This is a genomic window from Ruegeria sp. D6, assembly GCF_056534365.1.
Window position 1 is genome coordinate 754696 of the sequence record NZ_JBQFPH010000002.1, and the last position, 19725, is coordinate 774420.

Consider the following 19725-nt stretch of genomic DNA (forward strand, 5'->3'; position numbering starts at 1 on the left):
TAAAAAGAAAAGTCCAATAGTGTCCTCGGATCAGTACCGGGTTACAACGACTGCGACCGCAGCGAACGCCACACCAATCAAAAGAGCCTTTGTATTCATTGAAGAACGATCGGGCAGTTTAACCCGAAGAGATAGAGCTATAATCACGCCCCCCGTTAACCCGGTCGCGATTGAATAGAGCATGCTACTTTTGTCCGCGTTGAGACCGATTAATATGCCGACCGTAAGTGAAGCGACAAAATATGTACGTAACCATCCAGACATATGCCCGGGGTGGGTTTTATAGAGATAAATATTCACTCCAAATAAATGCAGCGAATAGGCCAACGTTCCTATGACGTACAGTTCAGGCGAAGTTGCGGTTGCTTGCATGACTGTAATGGCAAGCAAGCAGTTATAGGTTCCGAGTGCCACAGTATCCAAGCCAAGAGACAACCTGTTGTCGACCCCTATCTCGCGACCGGCTTCCAACAAGTAGTAAGCGAGAAATCCTAGCAGAGAGTAACCATACAGCGAGTGTTCCCATTTCCCGGTTGCAGCTAAACCGGCTGACAATTCACCGATTTTTGGCAGCAAGAAAAGGAAAGCATAGCCAAGTCCGATCCCTGATGAAAAATCAGATAGCCAGCTTGCCTGGGCCGGGAATCTGCGGAAAAAAGACACGCAGAAGACGTGAACAGTACCGATGACTGCAATCGATGTTATCGCGAGGTATGTCGGCGCTTCGAACACGGCTAAGATCCAACGAACACATTACAAGCTGATGAGACACTCGTTGAGATCAAAAGCACAACCCAGAAAGTGAAGAAGGTGCGATAGCGGCTTTCTCAGAATGCCCACCGAATAGTTTTTTGAGTACCGATCGTACTGAACGATCAACGGCAGCTTTTGTCTGCTTAACAGCCAATTATTCAAGTTTGCCAAACACGTGCCTCGAGCCCATCGCGCCCAATGACGCAAGGTTTGCCAATGAAAAAGAAGCACGGAAAGCGAGAATTACATGGTTGAAGGCGTGCCTTGAAACAAACACTTGTACAGGCGTTCGGCCTTGCCGAATTGAACCCGGTGCGTTCACAAGCGCATAGCCTTGTAACCCCCAAGAGAGCCTGGACCATGCGTCTCTTTCGGAAGCCTTGGTGCCAGTGAGTTAAATAAACTCGGATCAAAACGTTATTTGGCCTCAAAAACCATCTCGCCCTCGACGAACGTCTTTAATATCTGCGTCTCACTGACCTCCGAGATCGGAATTTCAAATAGGTTGCGGTCAAGCACGATGAAATCGGCAAGCTTGCCGGTTTCGATTGAGCCAAGCTCTTCTTCCGCAAAATCCAAGTATGCAGAGTTGATTGTGCGGGCATCAATTGCCTGCTTCAGCGTGATCGCTTGGCCCACCGCAGGATCGGGTGGACTCGTGTCAGCCACAGGATCGATACGGGTCACGGCCGCCTCGATCGATGCCAATGGGGTCTGCATGAACAACGGACCATCAGAAGCTATAACGACCCGTCCTCCGGCGTCAGCCACAGAGCGCATTGGGAAAACCCTCTGCGCGCGTTCCGGGCCAACCACGCGGTTGACGACATCGTTGTGGGGGTTCGAAAACCATAGTACTGGCGAGAATTCCGGTGTCAGATCGAGTTCTACCAGTCTTGGCATGTCATCTTCCGATATGAAAAACGAATGGGCAAGCTGGTAGCGGCCTTTCAGCTCGCCCAGTTGGTTTCGTGCGATTTCCATTGCGTCCAGAACAAGCCTAGCACCGCGATCACCCACAGTGTGGAAAACCATGCCTTTCATACCTTGTTCTTCAAACCGGATAATGTCGGCCACAAGTTCCTCTTCGGTGAAAAAGATTAGCCCATAGTCGCCCTGACCAGAAGCAAGAGGATCATACTTTGAAACCGCGTCAGATTGGGACTGTTCCGCTTTCGAGGCGTTCGTTAGGAAAGGTTCCAGCATCGCACCGGTTTCAGTCGGAATGCCATCGATATTGACCTTAATAAAGGTTGGGTCCAGCCGTGGCGCGATCAAGTCTTGAAACGTGTCGATTGCAGCACGTTGGTCTTCCACGGATTGATATGCCCGCGTCGGAGAATCGTAGGTCCACGCCACACTAACCCTGATCGGAAGCCCCTCGGTCGTTGCAAGCCGATGTAGCGCCTGCACATTTATCAATTCGCTATGCATGTTTCTGGCAGATGTCACACCCATTGAGGCAAGCAAGTGTAGCACGTCCCTTGCGCCATCAACGTGGGTTTCGATATCCAGCCCGCGTAGAAATGGCATCGCGTAAAGACCCATCGCGGCCTCTTTCATGTAGCCTGTTGCTTCTCCTGTTTCTGGATCCCGCACAATGATCCCGTTCCGTGGGTCCGGTGTATCGACATCAATACCGCTATCGATCATCGCCGGTGTATTCAGCACTGCCTCGTGCCCGGTTGCAGTGATAATATAGGCCGGAATATCAGAGACTGCCTCATCAAGCCAAGTAGTGTTCGGTTCTCCATCAAACAGCTCGTTGGCCAATCCAGATCCAAAAAGGTATTCGAGATCTGGGCGCGCAGCTACAAATTCGCGAATCAACTCCGTTGCCGCTTCCGGGTCGGCATCGCCCGGGAGTAGGATCACCTCGTCAGACAATGCCGCAGCAACGTACCAATTGCGGAAATGAACATGGATGTCATAAAGGCCCGGCAATACCATCGCACCCGCTAGGTCGATCGTTTCAGTCTCGCTCCCAGCCAGCGCAACGACTTCTTCTGCTGAACCGACAGCAATGAAACGTCCATCCTCAATCGCAAACGCCTGGGCCCATTCTTGTTCAGGGTCGACCGTATAGACCTGCGCATTGGTGTATATGGTGTCTGCGGTTTGAGCGTGTACTGCCGTCGTCGCAAGGGCGATTAATGCAACGGGCGCTAACAGGAAGCGAAATGATAAGGCCATGGGGCTATCCAATCATTGTGCAAACATTGATCCTCGCCAATGCAGGGATTGGCTGAACGGGACCCTCAAGCAAGCTTCCGAGCAATGCACGCGCGCCCATCTGATGCACAGCGTTGAATATCTTGATACTATTAGCAACTTAAATTACCGCGTTTCAGTTTTGAAATTTACCCTTGCTTTGTCCGCAAGCGGGGCCTTCAGCTCCGGGTCGTCGAGGGTCAGCTTTCCTTAGCCTGACCGCTTTTTTTCGCTTTCTTCTTTGATCTGAGAGCGGATATTAAACAGTTAATCGCTAATAGCGGCAAAGTCTGCAAAGCTAGAATTGCAAAGCGCGGATTTGAAGGCCTGGTTTGGGCTGAGGCGAGTTGCTGATCTTAAATCATCCCAAGATCCATCTCAGGCCTTCATCTTAAAGTTAGATGGCTGCTGCAATGGAGGGCGGCCGAGCATTTGCCAATCCTAACGGTGCTGAATAGCAATTTCTCTAAAGCTTCCGTTATCGATGTTGAGCACAACAATCTAGGAGATGGCTTATGGAGTTATCGTTAGACCAACTTCTTCAGACAAACTCCTAAGTGTACCATCGTGACAATGCCAAGAGCGGAATATCCCCACAAACGGAAAATTGATGTTATATAGAGAAATAGGAATATTAATTCTTGAGTTGTAGGTCATCGGCACCACCGCGCTATCTTGATTTAGGAGTTCCATATGCTTCGAGCTTTTGTTTGTTCTATCTCACTAGGGCTGGCATCATCGACTGTCCTTGCAGATGCTGTTCCAAGTGAAGAAGCCGCGGCAGGCTTGTTCTCAGATCAACCGTATTCCCCGTATGCCGAGCGCACTTTCCCCGAGCGACCGCTTTGGGGAGACACGCATCTTCACACCGGGCTTTCGCTGGACGCAGGTGCTTTTGGGAACACTCTGTTGCCTGATGAAGCATGGCGTTTTGCAAAAGGTGAACAGGTTACTTCTTCAACGGGTCAACCAGTAAGACTGGCCCGGCCTCTGGACTGGATGGTTCTCACGGATCACACTGACCTAATGGGATTCGCCCCGGACCTTCAGGCTGGCAAGCCAGGCGTTCTTGCCGATCCGAAAGGTTTGGAATGGTACGAAGGTTACAAGGCAGGCGGCGAAGAGGCCGGCAAAGCGGCGTTCGATATCATTACCAATTTCTCGCAAATGACCCTGCCAGAAGTCCTTCTGGACTCCTACAGCCCGGGTGCTGACGCTTTTGCTTTTACATGGGAGCAAATCGTTCTGGCTGCGGAAGAACATAACGACCCCGGCAATTTCACGGCGTTCATAGGGTTCGAGTGGACTTCTGTACCCAAGGGCTTCAACCTGCACCGGAATGTTATGCTACGCGATGGGCCCATCAGGGCGCTTCAGATGGTGCCGCCGGTCACGCAACCGCCCTTTGGTGATACCGACCCAAGAACGCTGTATTCATGGCTAGATGACTATCAAGAAAAAACGGGCGGTCGCGCGGTAGCTTTCGCCCATAACGGCAACCTTTCGAACGGATGGATGTTCCCGACCGAAGACACCTATCACGGTGGCAAGGTCGACGAGGAATATGTGGCTGCCCGCGCAAAATGGGAACCCCATTACGAAGTCACTCAGATCAAGGGCGATGGCGAAGCGCACCCCTATCTGAGCCCCGACGACGAATTCGCGGATTACGAAAACTGGGACGTTGGCAACCTCGACATAACCGAGCTGAAAACCGATGACATGCTGGCCGGCGAGTACGCCCGAGAAGCCTTGAAGCGCGGTTTGTTGTTGGAAGAGAAGTTCGGCGTGAATCCATATAAGTTTGGCATGGGTGGCGCGACGGACAGCCATACGTCTCTGGCAACTGCTGAGGAAGACAACTTCTTCGGAAAATCCGTCAGCGTTGAACCTTCGGCCACGAGAATAAAGCATCCTTTCATCGCCAACGATCTTGGCGAAATTCCTGGCGACCTCCTTGTAGCTTCCGGGTACACGGCCGTTTGGGCGACCGACAATACTCGCGCTGCGATCTTCGATGCGTTCAAGCGGCGCGAAACCTACGCGAGCACTGGACCGCGGATTGGTCTACGGTTCTTTGGCGGATGGGATTTCCTCGACGCTGATGTCGAAACTCGCTTCCTTGCGGATGTGGGCTACACAAAAGGTGTTCCAATGGGTTCGGATCTGCGACCTCGCGAGGGTGAAGGTCCACCCACATTCCTGATCGCTGCTCTGCGCGACCCGGTCGGGGCCAACCTGGATCGCGTACAGGTGATAAAGGGATGGCTCGATTCCGAAGGTGCTTTGCAGGAAAACGTCTATGACGTGGCATGGTCGGACAACCGTGTTGCTGATCAAAACGGCAAGATCCCTGCGGTTGGGAATACCGTGGATCTGGAAACCGCCAGCTGGACCAATACAATTGGAACCGCCGAACTGGTAACCGTTTGGTCTGATCCTGATTTCGATCCAAATGCGCGGGCATTCTATTACGTACGTGCGCTCGAAATCCCAACCCCACGCTGGGTGTTGTACGACAAACTGAGGTTTGGTGCGGAGCTGCCAGAAGATGCGGTACTTACGCATCAGGAGCGCGCGTATTCCTCGCCGATTTGGTACACGCCGGCAGAGTGACCTTACTTCGTGCAGATTTGGGGACCCAGGTCGCAATCACTAACTCGGGACGCTCTTATGATAAGCGGCGCACCTTGAGTTGCAATTCCTTGTGTTATTCAACTGCCTGATGCCAGCATAAAACATAATGCCGTATCGCGTTTCACGCAGGAGCCTTCATGCGAATAGTGAAAGAACCTCTGTTCCATTTCTTCTTGATCGGAGCTGCCATATTCATTTGGTTCCACATAATATCACCAGATAACGACGCCGCTGCAGATCCGGAGACGATAGCGATAAGCGAAAGTGATGCCGCGCTGTTAGCTTCACAGTTCGAAGCAAGGTGGAAACGCCAGCCAAGCGGTTCTGAGCTACAAGCGTTGGTCGACGCTTCAATTCGCGAAGAAGTTTTAGTTAGGGAAGCAAGAAAACTTGGCTTGGAACGCGGAGATAGCGTGATCAGGTCGCGGCTGAGCCAAAAGATGGATTTTCTGACCGAAGCCATCGCCGCTTCAGTTATTCCAGAAGACGAAGATCTAGAGGCTTTTCTCCAACAAAACACGGACCGCTACGCGACACCCAATAAGGTCGCGTTCACTCAAGTTTTTCTTGGTGAAGAACCAAGTGAGACCGAGATTGAAAGGGCACTGGCCGCCTTGCTTGCGGAGCAAGAGACTTCCGGCTTGGAAAGCGCGACACTGCTGCCTGCATCAATGCCCCTAACCGCGACACGGGTAATCGACTCGGTCTTTGGAACCGGATTTTCCAATGGTCTCGCCAATCTCGAAAAAGGTCAGTGGATGGGGCCGGTCCAATCAGGTTACGGCATCCATCTGGTGAAAGTGCTTGCCATTGAACCAAGCCGGATACCTCGCTTGCAAGAGATCCACAGTGTGGTGCTTCGTGATTGGCGTCGCGCCATGAGCGAAGATTTGGCGCAGGCGCAATACGAGGCTCTTGCCGACAATTATGAGATCACAGCACCCGATCTCACAGGTCAGGTCAAATGAATTTCATACTCAGTTTGATGTTTGCTCTGCTGTTCGGGTGGCCCACGGGGTACGCCAACGCGCATGCGCTTGATCCGGGATACTTGGAAATTCGACAAATCACTACGGACACTTGGAGTGTTCATTGGCGAAAACCAGATGTTTATGGTCAACCAATGGCGATTGATGCGGTGTTACCGGATGGCTGTACACCCTCACACGGCCCTGACCCAATCTCCGATGGGCGAGCGTGGGTTTCTTCCTGGGTTGTCGAATGCCGTGCTGAGATCGCGGGCCAATCCATCGAGATCGACGGACTGGCGGCACAAAAGAACGACGTTTTGGTCCGTGTGCATCCTCTGCACGCCGAGCCTGCCACGCTTCGTTTCACCCCGGATGCTGCCATCCAAAATATACCTTTTGAACAGACAACATGGTCTGTTTTCATAGCCTATTTTCAGTTGGGTTATGAACACATACTAGAAGGCTGGGATCATCTGCTCTTCGTCTTCGCCCTATTTATTTTGGTCCCTGATCCGTGGAGACTGGCGGGAGCAATCACGGCATTCACCTTGGCACATTCAATAACACTGGCACTGGCAACGCTGGGATTTCTGAATGTCCCCGGCCCGCCGGTCGAGGCCGTCATTGCGCTTTCTATCGTTTTTTTGGCGATGGAAATTGTTAAGGGCGGCGACGGGCGTTTTCGACTTTCAAAACAAAAGCCCTGGATCGTTTGTTTCGGGTTTGGGCTTTTGCACGGCCTTGGTTTTGCAGGCGCTTTGGCCGAGATAGGACTTCCCTCTAACGATATTCCCGCAGCCTTGTTTGCCTTCAACCTAGGCGTCGAAGCTGGGCAGTTGAGCTTTGTCGGAGCTTTGGCACTTCTTGTCGCGATCTGGCGATTGATGGCACGTCCAGTTAGCCCAAGGGCGACTGTGATTGCCGCTTATGGCATCGGGTCAGTATCGATGTACTGGCTCATAGAACGCATAAGTGGGTTCTAAAGCGCGAAACCTCGATGTCGTTGAGGTGGTAGATCGGCTCAAGGCACTAGTCGATTGCGAAGCGCGCAAATTGACCGGATGCAGGTGCAACCGCGCAGAATAGGCTGCGAACAAAAGCCCACTTCATCGCATGCCCAACGTTTGTTTACCTAAGCGGCCATAGTTGCTCCCTGTACAAACTGCGGATCGGGTACGCATACTTCAGCCAGCACCTTCAAACCCGCTCGCCATAAATGGGATAAAACAAACGACAAGCGATGTTTAACGGGTTTAATATGAAGCGATCTTTGGTTGAGTGGTCAGTTCTCCTGCGGACCAAGCAAACCATTACTTCAATCGCCGGATAGAGGTCGATGCCTACCAGGATCACGATTGGGCGAATGACCCCAGGAATGCTTTTGAAGTACTTGACGGAGTTTGGTCTGGTCATTCCCAAACGCCATCCCGCGCCACGGTGAAGCGTAGTTAATCTGACAAAACCTTTCAGTTGTGCTCTGCTAAGAAAGCCAATGCGTCTCTCTCGAAACGCGGCCACTCTGGGTCGTTGTCCGGCATGGCATGGTTAGAGCTTTCGTAGGCGATGAACTTCGCGTTGGGCAATCCCTTTGCGAACAGCCGTCCCTGATCGACCGGTTGCATCCTGTCTCCCGTCGCATGACAAACCAGGCACGGCACCTCAACCTTTGACAATGTTTGCCGGATATCAATTTGGTCGATCACATCGCGATACCGTCCCATGTTTTCGGGCGAGATCATTTGGCTCATGTCTTTTGCATATTGCCGCCGGGCTTCTTGGCTCGCGCTAGGCACAATGATCTGCGCCATCAAATCGCGTAGAGACGGATACTCGTCGTCCCACCCTGCAGTCATCATGTGTTTCATAGCCAGAGCCCGCGCCACATCCTTCGGAGACTTCCGTTTTGCTCGTCCTACTGGGAAACCACCGATCATAACAATTGCCGAGACCCGGTCTGGTCGACGGGCTGCAAAGGCGGCGGCTACAGCAGACCCCTGTGAAATCGCAAGGATTGGCGCGCGCTTTAAACCAGCCGCGTCGTAAACGGTTTCCAAGTCATCAACGAACCTATCGAACGTGCAAGTTTCTGCATCCCAGTCGGAAAGACCGTTGAGCCGTGCATCAAATCGAATTAGTCGGTGATGTTGCGCAACCGAAGTGCAAATTGGAGCCACCGCAGGATTGCGCCAGTCCAGTTCTAGATGTCCAATCCAACTTGGTGCTTTAACAACCGGGGATCCGTCACCCACTACGCTCCAAGCCAGACTAATGCCGTCATCAGTTTGACAGTAGCGGATTTCTTGTGTTTTGGCGAAATCAACTCGTGACTTTGATACACCTTCATCAGTGAAATTAATCGACAATACCTCAATCGGCTGTGCAATACCTTTGAGTGTCCGCAGTCCCTCTCTGTGCAATCGGTTGGCATAATCCGACCCGGCAAGATCGCAGAGTACTTTTGAGACCAGAATGCCACCGGGTTCAGCTGCCGCTTGGAGACGTGCCGCAATGTTTACGCCGCCTCCGAAGATATCTTCACCGTCCACAGTGACATCGCCTACATGCAAGCCTGCTCTAAGCTGAATGCGTTCTGGAACCAAATATGGATGGTCTGGCTCTCTAAGGTGGGATTGAATCGCGATTGCCCCTTCGAGTGCGTGACTCGCTGACGGAAATTCTATTAGTGCCCCATCGCCAAGAAGTTTGACCACCCGGCCATGGTGCTGTCCGACGATTGGTGTCACCAAATCGCGGTACAGCGTGTTCAGTGTTTTGAGCAGTGCCTTTGAGCCACCCTGCATCATCCGACTGAAGCCGACGACGTCGAGAGACAGGATTGCAGCAAGGCGACGTTGGCTCATGGTTATTTCCCGCAAGATTGCTCGAAAACTCTACCACGCCCATAAGATGTTAGAATCGATAACTTGTCAGAAGGCGTGTTTTTTGCTTCGAGATTACCGTTCGCAAGGTCTCTAAAAGTCGGAAAATCGGAGATACAGTCACGTAAAGTGCCTGCAGATACGTCTTTTTGCGAAAGGCCGTTTTGTCCGAGTCTCTGTCCTTGCCTCGATCTTGATGAGCTTACGCAGACGGAAGAACCGGACCTGAAAGACTGAAACCTCGAACCGGAGACAGCCAAGAACCGCATAGCGAAGACAGGCGTCATCAGACAGAAGCGCCCACATGACAACAGTGAGCGCAAATCAGCTAAAAGAATGAGCAGGTACTCCATTTCTCGCCAAATTGCGGCGTCGCTATCGACTCAAGGCGTTCCATGATAAACTTAGCGAATTTAGTGGGGGAAAATCCCGATGGAGTACTACGACCTCGGCGACTACACTCGTAAGATTTCAACGTCGTCAGATAACGCTCAGAGATGGTTTGATCGGGGCTTGGCGTGGACATATGCCTATAATCACGAAGAGGCGATAGTTTGCTTTCAAAAGGCTCTTGCCGCCGACCCCGATTGTGCGATGGCGCATTGGGGCATCGCGTATTGCATCGGACCTAACTACAACAAGCCTTGGGAAACTTTTGAGGACGACGAGAAGCCCGACTGCATCGCATTGGCAAGTGCATCAATCGAAGCCGCTAACGCGCTTTTAGATCGATTGACACCAATTGAACGTGCCTTGATCGAGGCGATCCCATCCCGCTATCCGAGTTCGCCAGACGTAGAGGATTTCAGACCCTGGAATGATGCCTTTGCTACCGCAATGCGCAAAGTCCATGCCGAATTCAGCAATGATCTGGACGTGTGCGCCGTCCTTGCCGAGGCTATCATGAACCGGACGCCTTGGCAGCTTTGGGATTTACGGACCGGGAAGCCAGCCGAAGGCGCAGACACGCTTGAGGCAATTGGCGTGCTCGACACAGCGTTCTCCTCTCTTCCTGGCGCATGGGAACATGCTGGGCTTCTACACATGTATATCCATCTGATGGAAATGTCCCCACACCCCGAAAGGGCGCTGCGCCATGGCGATGCGCTCAGCACACTGATTCCGGACGCCGGGCACCTACTGCATATGCCTACTCATGTCGACGTTTTGTGCGGTGACTACATGAACGTGGTGCTTCGCAATCAAGCGGCCATCGTTGCCGACAGGAAGTTTCTGAAGCACGAAGGCCCCGACAACTTCTACTCCGTTTATCGCTGCCACAATTACCACTTCAAGATCTACGGGGCGATGTTCCTCGGACAACCGAGTGCAGCGATAGAAGCGGCGGAAGAATTGATTGCGACATTACCTGCGGAGACCCTTCGCCCCATGGCCGACTGGTTCGAAGGTTTCATCCCTATGAAGCAACATGTTCTGATCCGGTTCGGACGCTGGCAAGAGATACTCGATCAGGACCTGCCAGTGGATGAAGAGCTTTTCTGCGTCACTACCGCCATGATGCGGTACGCGCGAACCGTTGCCTTGGCGAACCAGCACAAGATCACTGAAGCCGATGGTGAAAAGGTAAAGTTTTATGAAGATTTGGATCGGGTGCCTGAAACCAGAATGCTGTTCAACAACACGTGCCTCGACATCTTGAAGGTTGCTGAGCAAATGATGCTAGGTGAGCTAGCCTATCACAAGGGAGAGCACGAGAGCGCTTTCGAGCATCTTCGCAGATCGGTCGAGATTGATGATGCGCTGCCCTATGACGAACCCTGGGGTTGGATGCAGCCCACTCGGCATGCGCTCGGCGCTTTATTATTGGAGCAAGGCCATATGGTGGAAGCGGAAAGCGTCTATCGCGCCGACCTTGGTCTGGATGCAACGCTTAGCCGGGCCTGCCAGCACCCAGGCAATGTCTGGAGCTTGCACGGCTTGTACGAATGCCTGACTCGGCGCGGTGAAACGGTTGAAGCGCCCCAAATAAAACTACAACTGGACAAGGCCGCTGCCCGAGCCGAAGTGCCAATCAAAGCATCATGTTATTGCCGGCACAAGGCTTTGGCAGCCGAGTAATCGGCTGCCAGAAGGACAGTCTGAGTCAAAAGCAACATCTACTTTACCCGCAATGCGGGCTTCAAATCGAGTTGGTCGTACGGCCGCATAGAATCCAAAACTCTAAAACGCAGCGCCCTAGCCGATTGCCGCTATGCAGCAATATCGTTGACTCTGCTCTCTCGGGTGTCTTATCGCTGTTGTCATGATGAAATCGTTCTTTGCACTCCAGGACTATTATCCTCAGCTTCGATAGCTGCGGGTGCTTCATCATTAGTTTCCGCTGCCCCTGACAGCGGTCAACAAACAATCGACCTTGTGCCGGGCGGCAAATTTAAAGGTCGAAAAATGAACAACAACAGAAGAAATCAAAACACTTCACTAGGTATCGTGGGGTTTGGTGCGTTCGGACAGCTTGCAGCCCTTCATCTTAGCCAGCACTTCGAAATATCTGCTTACGATCCGTCCCCAGACGTTGCCAAGGCCGCAAAGCAACTCGGAGTACGTCCGTCATCATTATACTCAGTATCGCAGGCTGACGTGGTCCTCATTGCTGCACCAGTGTCCTCATTTGAGCAAGTTGTCAGCGAGATCGCGGCTGCTTGTAAGCCCAGCGCGCTGATTGTTGATGTAGGCTCAGTAAAGGTAGTTCCCTCGGAAATCATGCGGCGGCGGCTACCGAACGATGTAGACATAATCGCGACCCACCCCTTGTTTGGTCCTCAGAGTGCTGCGACAGGTATTAAGGGTTTGAAAATTGCCGTCTGCCCCATTCAGGGAAGGCAACATGCCAGACTTGCTGCGTTTTTGCGCAAGACACTGGGTCTGACTGTCATCATGACAACTCCAGAAGATCACGACCAAGAAGCGGCAGTAGTCCAAGGGCTCACGCACCTCATCGCCAAAGTGCTTCTGCGAATGGGACCGCTGCCAACGCGCATGACCACGAAGAGTTTTGACTTGCTGTCTGAGGCGATTTCCATGGTTCAGCACGATGCGCCAGAGGTATTCGAAGCGATTGAGAAGGCCAATCCCTACGCCGAGACCGTCCGACGACGGTTTTTTGATTTGGCCGCAAGTCTGAGTGTAGAGCTGGAGGCAGCATTTGATTACACCGCCAACAACAAAAACGGACGTTGAATACCTGTCGGATCTCGAACAACGCGTAGTGAAAGCGTCGGGCGAACTGGCCTTTTTCTTTAAGGCCTTTCCAAAATGCATCCCGAAGGGTGACGGGTCCGCAATGCAAAACGGTTTTTCTACCATGTCTCTCGCGAAACCGAAAAAGGCCGATGCGTCGAGGCGGTCCACTTTGGATGTTTCGCGCAGGACAAAGGTTAGATTGTTGTAACGCGATGCGGCTTCTTACAGTCCATCAAGATGCACTGCTTTGCTCCTGCCTCGGACGGAGTAGATTCGCGTAACCGGGCCGCCCTCCGGCTGCAGCGCCCCCGCTATTGCGGAAAGCTTAGGACGCAAAGGTCAAATTCAACTGATGCCCAACGTTGGCAGCGCCTTCCGATGTCGAAAGTACCCTGCTTTTCTGGTCTGACTATGACGGTTGGATCAGGTTTGTGTGACATTCAACAGGAAAGTTGTGCGATACATAGTTTTACCCTCCAATGACACTTAAGTCATTGACTGTTAGTCATTTGGCAATTCTTCGGCGTACAGGTTTTGCCGTTTGCGGCTCAAAAGCCTTCCACAACAAAGGTGCGTCTAGAAAGCCGTCACTACGTTAATTGCGGTGCAAGTTGGAGGAGCGTCCACGTCGAGCCTTAGGACGAAATGAAGTTCGTCATCTGATCAAAAAATATTTGCACTTCAAGCCGGAAGACATCGCACGATCGGGTTTCAGAAGAAAATACAGTTTCAATTGAACCTGTTCAGATGATCACACCATGTGCCGAGCTTAGATTGTGCCAAATTTTGGATTTCATCCTTCAATACCGAAAGCAATTTCAAGTATCAGCACTAGACTGTTACAGCCTGAAGCAACTCATCGCGTGTCACGTCTTCCCTGGTGCCGTTGATTATGACTTCTCCTCGTCGCAACGCGATAAATCTGTCGGCAAGTTCATAGGCAAAGTCAAAGTATTGCTCCACTAGAATGATTGCCATTCCTCTCGTGGTTCTGAGGTGTCGGATGACTTCGCCTATCTGTTGGATGATGTTGGGCTGAATACCTTCGGTCGGCTCGTCCAACAGAAGCAGGCCTGGTCGTGTTATCAATGCCCGTGCGATCGCCAGCTGTTGCTGCTGACCGCCAGAAAGGTCACCTCCGCGACGGTTTTGCATCTGTTTGAGGACCGGGAACATATCAAATATATCACCTGGAATGAAATGTTCGCTGGCAGGCAGACAGGCATACCCCGTTTCAAGATTTTCGCGAACTGTGAGCAAAGGAAATATCTCACGACCTTGTGGGACATAGGCCACACCTTTCCACGCCATTTGATGAGCAGGCAGGACGCCCAGAATTTCCCCGTCCAGTTCCAGACTGCCGCCCGATCGCGGATGCGTACCTGATATTGCTTTCATCAGGCTGGTTTTCCCGACACCATTGGTCCCCATCACGCAAGTCACTTCACCTTGTCTGGCTTCCATGGAAATCCCGTTGAGGATTTGCGAATGCCCATAATGCAAAGTCAGATCTGTTAGCTTCAGCATTGTTTAGCGCCCTAGATATACGTCGATGACGTCCTGGTTAGATGTCACGTGATCAAGACTGCCTTCAGCCAAGGCGGACCCTTCGTGTAAAACGGTGACTTTGCAATTCAGGCGTCGGACAAATTCCATATCGTGTTCCACCACAACAACGGCACGGGTTCTGGCGGCTTGTACTAGCAAGTCGGTGGTGTGTTCGCGCTCCTGCGGTGTCATGCCAGCGGCAGGCTCGTCCACCAGCAAAAGTCGTGGCTCCTGAGCCAGCAGCATGCCAATTTCCAGCCACTGCTTTTGACCGTGGCTCAGTTCACCAGCTTTGCGGCTTAAACTCTGATTCAGACCGATTTCGACAGCCAGATCTTCAACTTTTTGCAAATCGTCAGCGGAGGTTCGATAGAAAAGCACGTGAAGCCAGCCACGTTTGTTCTGAAGCGCCATCAACAGGTTTTCCTGCACGGTCTGGTCTTCGAAAACCGTAGGTTTCTGGAACTTCCTTCCGATCCCAGCCTGCGCGATCTTTGCCTCGGACAGCCCCAACAAAGATACCGATTTCTCCCCCCAGATGACACGTCCTTCATCGGGCCGGGTTTTACCTGTAATGATGTCCATGAACGTGGTCTTGCCTGCCCCGTTTGGGCCGATCACGGCGCGAAGCTCGGCCTCGCCGATCTGAAACGACAAGTTGTTGATAGCACGGAAACCATCGAAAGTGACCGAAACGCCGCTAACCTCAAGCAAAGTGCTCATTCGATGGCCTCCTTCTCGCGCAGAGCGCCGTCATCCGGTCCCAGATTTGCCCCATGCCTGTCCGGGTGGCGGCTGTCGGTCCACAAGTCGAACAATCCTCCGATGCCCTGCGGAGCGAACAACGTAACCAACACAAAAGTTACGCCCAGTAGCACCTGCCACCAGTCGACCCATTTGATCGTGTAAAACCCAAGCGGAATATCGGGGGCCTGTCCGCCCGTGAACCACGTGCTCAGAAGACTGACAAAAGCTGCGCCAATTACCGCGCCGTACAATCGGCCTCGTCCACCGATGGCGACCCAGACGGCCAAATAGATCGAGGCGATAGGGGCCATTTCCTCGGGATTGATGATGCCTGCTTGCGGGTAATAAAGCGCGCCGGCAATGGCTGCGATACAAGCAGTCAGGGTGAAGACAGCCAGCTTGAATACCTCGACTGAATAGCCAAGGAAGCGCACCCGTGCCTCGTTATCGCGAATGCCGCGGATGACCGAGCCGAACTTGGCCGAAACGATCCACGCTGCCAGCATATAGCCCAGACCCAAGGCCAGCGCCGAGGCCCAGAGGAACCAGATCGACACCACGTCCTGCGAGGCGGTGACACCCGGCAGGTTCTGCAGGCCGGACAAGCCGTTGTTCCCACGCAACCCGCTGTCGTTCTGAAACAGATACAGTGCCAGTGCCAACGTCATCGCCTGTGTCAGGATCGATAGGTATACACCGGTGACACGGCTCCGGAAAGCCAACCATCCGAAGACCAGCGCCAACAGACCCGGGACCAGCACAACCAGGATCAGTTGCAGGGTCAGGCTGTGGGAGAACGCCCAGATCAACGGAAACTCCGACGATCCGACAACGCCAAAGACTTGTGTTCCAATCGCGTCCACCACTTCGGACGACGTCGGTGGAATTTCGGCCTGTGCCAGCGAGTCGACCACGATCAGGCGGGTGCGTTCGTACATCAGCCACATGCCGATCATGTAGCCTCCCAGCCCGAAGAAGGCGAAGTGACCCAGTGACAGGATGCCGGTGAAGCCCCAGACCAGATCCATCGCCACTGCGATCAAGCAAAGGCACAGGGTTTTGCCCAGCGTTTTGACGAAACTGGTCGAGATTACACCGACCCCGAAACCCTCGGACAGGATGGTCACGCTCAGGGTGAACAGGGACAGGATGGCAAGAAAGACCAGCACGGATGGGTTCTTGGCGATAAAGCTGCGTTCCATGGCTCAATCCCCCGCCGCGCGACCCTTGAGGGCGATAATGCCCCGCGGCCGAAACTGGATGAAAATGATGATGAAGATGATCATGTAGGTTTGGGCCGCGAGGGTGTTCGACGGGTTCATCCACTCGATCCCCTTCTGCAAGAAGCCGATCATGCCCGCACCTGCAAGCGCGCCCCAGATGTTACCAACACCACCCACAACCACTGTCATGAAACTTTGCACGATATAGTCGCTGCCCAGATCGGACGTGACCTTGGCGAATAGGCCAATCGCGACCCCGGCGATGCCGGCAATGCCGGAGCCAAGCCCAAAGGTCAGCATATTCACTCGCCCGGGATTAATCCCCATTGACGCCGCCATGCGCGAGTTCTGCGTTACTGCACGCATCTCAAGCCCTAGCCTCGTCCGCTTGATGATGTAGAGGAAAAGTCCCAGAAAAATAAGCGCCAGAACGAAGATCGCAATGCGGATGTAGCTGATTGAAACCACGTCATTCAGCATCCACGAACCATCCAACCAATCGGGAGCAGTCAGCGGGCGCGCCTGCGTGCCAAAGATATTCTTGGCCAGCTGCTGTAGGGCAATTGAGATGCCGAACGTCGCCAGCAACGTCTCCAATGGGCGAGCGTAAAGCCAGCGGATCACCAACCGCTCCATAGCGACGCCCATCGCGAAGGTGACAGCAAAAGCCATGGGAATAGCGACCATGATCGAAAGCGTATGATCAGGGATAATCTGCTGCACCACGTAGCCGGTATAAGCACCCATCATGATGAACTCGCCATGGGCCATGTTGATCACGCCCATCACGCCGAAGGTGATGGCCAGACCGATGGCGGCGAGGAAATAGATCGACGCCAGTGAGATCGCGTCCAGCGTCAGGTCGAGTGTTTGGTTCAGGCCGACCTTCAGTTCGATCTGTTGCAGGGCTTTCTCTGCTGCTTCAGTGACCTCGGCAGATGGCTCACTGTAGGTTTCGAAGAATACATGCGTGTTAACTGCAGCGTTGACATCCGCCTTCGTGACCAAGGCTGGCACAGTCCCCGCCTCTGCCAGAGAGGTATACGCACGCGCGCGCATTGCATCTGAATTCAGCTGTGCGACGGGAGTACCACCTACACGACCACCTTCTATATTGGCCGCCAGTGCCGATCTGATATCTTCCGCCGAAACACGCGGTGCGGCCAGGTTTCCTGCAACGAGCAAGTCATATGCTTCGTCAGACGTTAAGGCGTCTGAGCCCGCTTCAAGAATAACGGCGACGTTCAGGTCCTGGGGCAATTCGGTAGCGGCTTGGCGGGCAGTGACGAGCAACGGGTTCAGAGCCGCACGAACGTCTACGCCCAGATCGCCGGACATTTCTTTGATCGCCGCCACGCGGGCTGCGGTATCTTCGTCAAAACCAATCGTCAGCAACCGTTCCAGCCGCTGCTTTTGCGCCTTCAACTCTGCTTCGGGTTCATCCCCTATCGAAGCGCGAAGTGGTTCCAAGAGTGCACTTTCGGGATCACGTTGGATGGATTGCAATGCGGCCAGACGTTTTGCGCGATCCGGATCGGTCAATTGAAACTGGACCAGAGCGGTCCCGATCATCGCGCGGATACCGCTGTTGGGCTTCAGCTGCCTAAGCTCGGATTTCTCAAACGTACCGACGACTTCTCCGGTATCGAAGTCGGTCAATTCATACGACCGCCCCTCTCCTTTCTGGCCAGAAAAGAACAGACCGTCCGACTTGCGCATCCACATGTTCTTGGCTGCCCATGTCTCAAGCATCACCTGCGCCTGAGGCAAGCCGCTTGACGCAATCGCATCAATCGCCGGTTTGATCGTCTTGCGCGAGCTTTTGGCGATGATCTCCTGATGCTCTTGCAGGATCGGTTGTAGACCGACCTCTTGAGCGTTGGCAGTCAGGCAGGCGCACAGGATTGCGAGGCCCGCAAGGAAAAGTCGTACCATGTGGTGAAACCCGAATGTCTTTTGTGGCAAGGCGGGCAAACAAACCCGCCTTGCGTGGTCTGTTAGTAGTTCGACAGGGTCTGAACGCAGGTCTTGGTCTCGGTGTTGTACATACCGCAACCCAGCTCTTTCCAATCCGAGACGAGCACAGCCGACTCCGGCAGGAAGTCGGTCCAGGCGTCACCCGGCACGACGTCGGTTTCGCTGATGATATCGAACTGACCGTCTTCCTGAATTTCACCGATCAGAACCGGTTTCGCGAGGTGATGGTTCGGTAGCATCACAGCGGTGCCTCCGGTCAGGTTCGGGAATTCCTGCCCATACATCGCGGCGCGTACAGCATCGACTTCGGTCGAACCGGCCTCGGTCGCGGCGTTTACCCACATGTTGAAGCCGATGTAATGCGCCTCCATCGGGTCATTGGTCACGCGTTCATCACCCATGGTGGCTTTCCAGGTGTCCACAAATTCCGCGTTGGCCTCAGTATCCGCCGACTGGAAGTAGTTCCAAGCGGCGAGGTGACCGACGAGGTTGGTGGTGTCCAAACCGGACAGTTCTTCCTCACCGACCGAGAAGGCCACGACCGGAATGTCATCTGCCGAAACACCAGCCGCTGCCAATTCCTTGTAAAAACCAATATTGGCGTCACCATTGATGGTCGAGATCACACCGACTTTTTTACCATCCGCGCCCAGCGCGACCACGTCCGCCACGATCTTGGACCAGTCGGAATGGCCGAAAGGCGTGTAATTGACGAAGATATCTGCTTCCGCGATACCTTTTTGCTTCAAATAGCTTTCCAAGATATTGTTGGTGGTCCTGGGGTAGACATAGTCTGTGCCGAGCAGAGCGAATTTCTCGACCCCCAGTTCCTCCAGGAAATAGTCCGTGGCGGGGATGGCCTGTTGGTTCGGAGCGGCACCGGTATAAAAGACGTTTTTAGAGCTTTCTTCGCCCTCATACTGGACCGGATAGAACAGAAGACCGTTTAGTTCCTCGATCACTGGCAGAACCGACTTGCGGCTCACCGAAGTCCAATTGCCAAAGATTACATCCACCTCATGGACGGTTAGCAGCTCACGCGCTTTTTCGGCAAACAGAGGCCAGTCAGAGGCCGGGTCGACCACGACAGCTTCAAGCTGTTTACCCAACAGACCGCCCTTGGCGTTTTGTTGGTCAATCAGCATCAGCATGGTGTCTTTCAACGTCGTTTCCGAGATCGCCATCGTACCGGAAAGCGAATGCAGCACTCCAACCTTGATCGTGTCTTCGGTCGACAAGGCGGCGGTGGCCATGACAGCAAATACTGCCGATCCGGCGAGTGTGGATTTGAGCGATTTCATGTGATCCTCCTGGCGGGGCCGGGAGAGAGGGCTTGCACAAAGGCACACTCTTCTTCTACCTGATCCCCGCAACTGTTGTTGCGTTCCGTGTGGCGGTTGTGTTCGAGGTCCAATTCGCGCAGCCGTCACACACCCCCGGGTCATCTCCGCGGTGGCACCCATACGGTTTCTGCATCGCAGCAAGCTTGGCAACTTACCTTTAACCCAATTCGAAAAATCGGCGCGATGCGCCTATTTTTTCATCCAAGACCGAGGTCGCTGTCTAAAATTTAGCCGC

At 53.3% G+C, this 19725-nt stretch carries 13 protein-coding genes; 5 read left to right on the forward strand and 8 right to left on the reverse strand.

Annotation, left to right across the window (positions count from 1 at the left end; genetic code table 11):
- Positions 1 to 30 precede the first annotated feature (30 nt).
- Both ACR0A1_RS11245 and ACR0A1_RS11250 read right to left on the reverse strand, forming a co-directional pair.
- Positions 31 to 732: a hypothetical protein gene (locus tag ACR0A1_RS11245; protein WP_480867511.1), complete on the reverse strand. Its 702-nt coding sequence runs from the start codon at positions 730 to 732 to the stop codon at positions 31 to 33.
- 438 nt (positions 733 to 1170) lie between these two features.
- Positions 1171 to 2946 carry an amidohydrolase gene (locus ACR0A1_RS11250; protein ID WP_480867513.1) on the reverse strand — a complete coding sequence of 592 codons (1776 nt, stop codon included), beginning with the start codon at positions 2944 to 2946 and terminating at the stop codon, positions 1171 to 1173.
- A gap of 711 nt (positions 2947 to 3657) precedes the next feature.
- Between ACR0A1_RS11250 and ACR0A1_RS11255 the strand changes: the two genes are divergently transcribed.
- The 3 genes from ACR0A1_RS11255 (at position 3658) to ACR0A1_RS11265 (ending at position 7555) form a co-directional block, all read left to right on the forward strand.
- Entirely contained in the window at positions 3658 to 5580 is a 1923-nt protein-coding gene (locus tag ACR0A1_RS11255) for a DUF3604 domain-containing protein (protein ID WP_170625024.1), read from the forward strand.
- Between the two features lie 158 nt (positions 5581 to 5738).
- Positions 5739 to 6569, forward strand: coding sequence for a peptidyl-prolyl cis-trans isomerase (locus ACR0A1_RS11260; protein ID WP_170613830.1), 831 nt, complete (start codon positions 5739 to 5741; stop codon positions 6567 to 6569).
- Positions 6566 to 7555, forward strand: a complete 990-nt coding sequence (locus ACR0A1_RS11265) for a HupE/UreJ family protein (protein ID WP_480867516.1) — start codon at positions 6566 to 6568, stop codon at positions 7553 to 7555. The genes ACR0A1_RS11260 and ACR0A1_RS11265 overlap by 4 nt, the downstream gene beginning before the upstream one ends.
- A gap of 483 nt (positions 7556 to 8038) precedes the next feature.
- On the opposite strand, the gene ACR0A1_RS11270 is transcribed toward ACR0A1_RS11265, so the two are convergent.
- Positions 8039 to 9433: an alpha/beta fold hydrolase gene (locus ACR0A1_RS11270; protein WP_170392776.1), complete on the reverse strand. Its 1395-nt coding sequence runs from the start codon at positions 9431 to 9433 to the stop codon at positions 8039 to 8041.
- A gap of 450 nt (positions 9434 to 9883) precedes the next feature.
- Between ACR0A1_RS11270 and ACR0A1_RS11275 the strand changes: the two genes are divergently transcribed.
- Both ACR0A1_RS11275 and ACR0A1_RS11280 read left to right on the forward strand, forming a co-directional pair.
- Positions 9884 to 11530 (forward strand): hypothetical protein, encoded by a 1647-nt coding sequence (locus ACR0A1_RS11275; protein WP_480867519.1) that lies wholly within the window; start codon positions 9884 to 9886, stop codon positions 11528 to 11530.
- Between the two features lie 147 nt (positions 11531 to 11677).
- Complete coding sequence (locus ACR0A1_RS11280; protein WP_480867521.1) at positions 11678 to 12649, forward strand: prephenate dehydrogenase/arogenate dehydrogenase family protein; 972 nt, start codon at positions 11678 to 11680, stop codon at positions 12647 to 12649.
- A gap of 834 nt (positions 12650 to 13483) precedes the next feature.
- Here the strand turns inward: ACR0A1_RS11280 and urtE are convergent.
- From urtE to urtA, 5 genes are all read right to left on the reverse strand, one after another.
- Positions 13484 to 14179: an urea ABC transporter ATP-binding subunit UrtE gene (gene urtE, locus ACR0A1_RS11285; RefSeq protein ID WP_480867523.1), complete on the reverse strand. Its 696-nt coding sequence runs from the start codon at positions 14177 to 14179 to the stop codon at positions 13484 to 13486.
- A 3-nt stretch (positions 14180 to 14182) separates the two neighbouring features.
- Complete coding sequence (urtD, locus tag ACR0A1_RS11290; protein WP_480867525.1) at positions 14183 to 14923, reverse strand: urea ABC transporter ATP-binding protein UrtD; 741 nt, start codon at positions 14921 to 14923, stop codon at positions 14183 to 14185.
- On the reverse strand, positions 14920 to 16149 hold the full coding sequence (gene urtC / locus ACR0A1_RS11295) for an urea ABC transporter permease subunit UrtC (RefSeq protein WP_480867527.1): 1230 nt from the start codon (positions 16147 to 16149) through the stop codon (positions 14920 to 14922). The genes urtD and urtC overlap by 4 nt, the downstream gene beginning before the upstream one ends.
- Positions 16150 to 16152: 3 nt before the next feature.
- Positions 16153 to 18105, reverse strand: a complete 1953-nt coding sequence (gene urtB / locus ACR0A1_RS11300; protein ID WP_480867529.1) for an urea ABC transporter permease subunit UrtB — start codon at positions 18103 to 18105, stop codon at positions 16153 to 16155.
- A gap of 62 nt (positions 18106 to 18167) precedes the next feature.
- The gene (gene urtA / locus ACR0A1_RS11305; RefSeq protein ID WP_170392782.1) at positions 18168 to 19448 is read right to left on the reverse strand and encodes an urea ABC transporter substrate-binding protein; all 1281 of its coding nucleotides are present in this window, start codon (positions 19446 to 19448) and stop codon (positions 18168 to 18170) included.
- Positions 19449 to 19725: the final 277 nt, after the last annotated feature.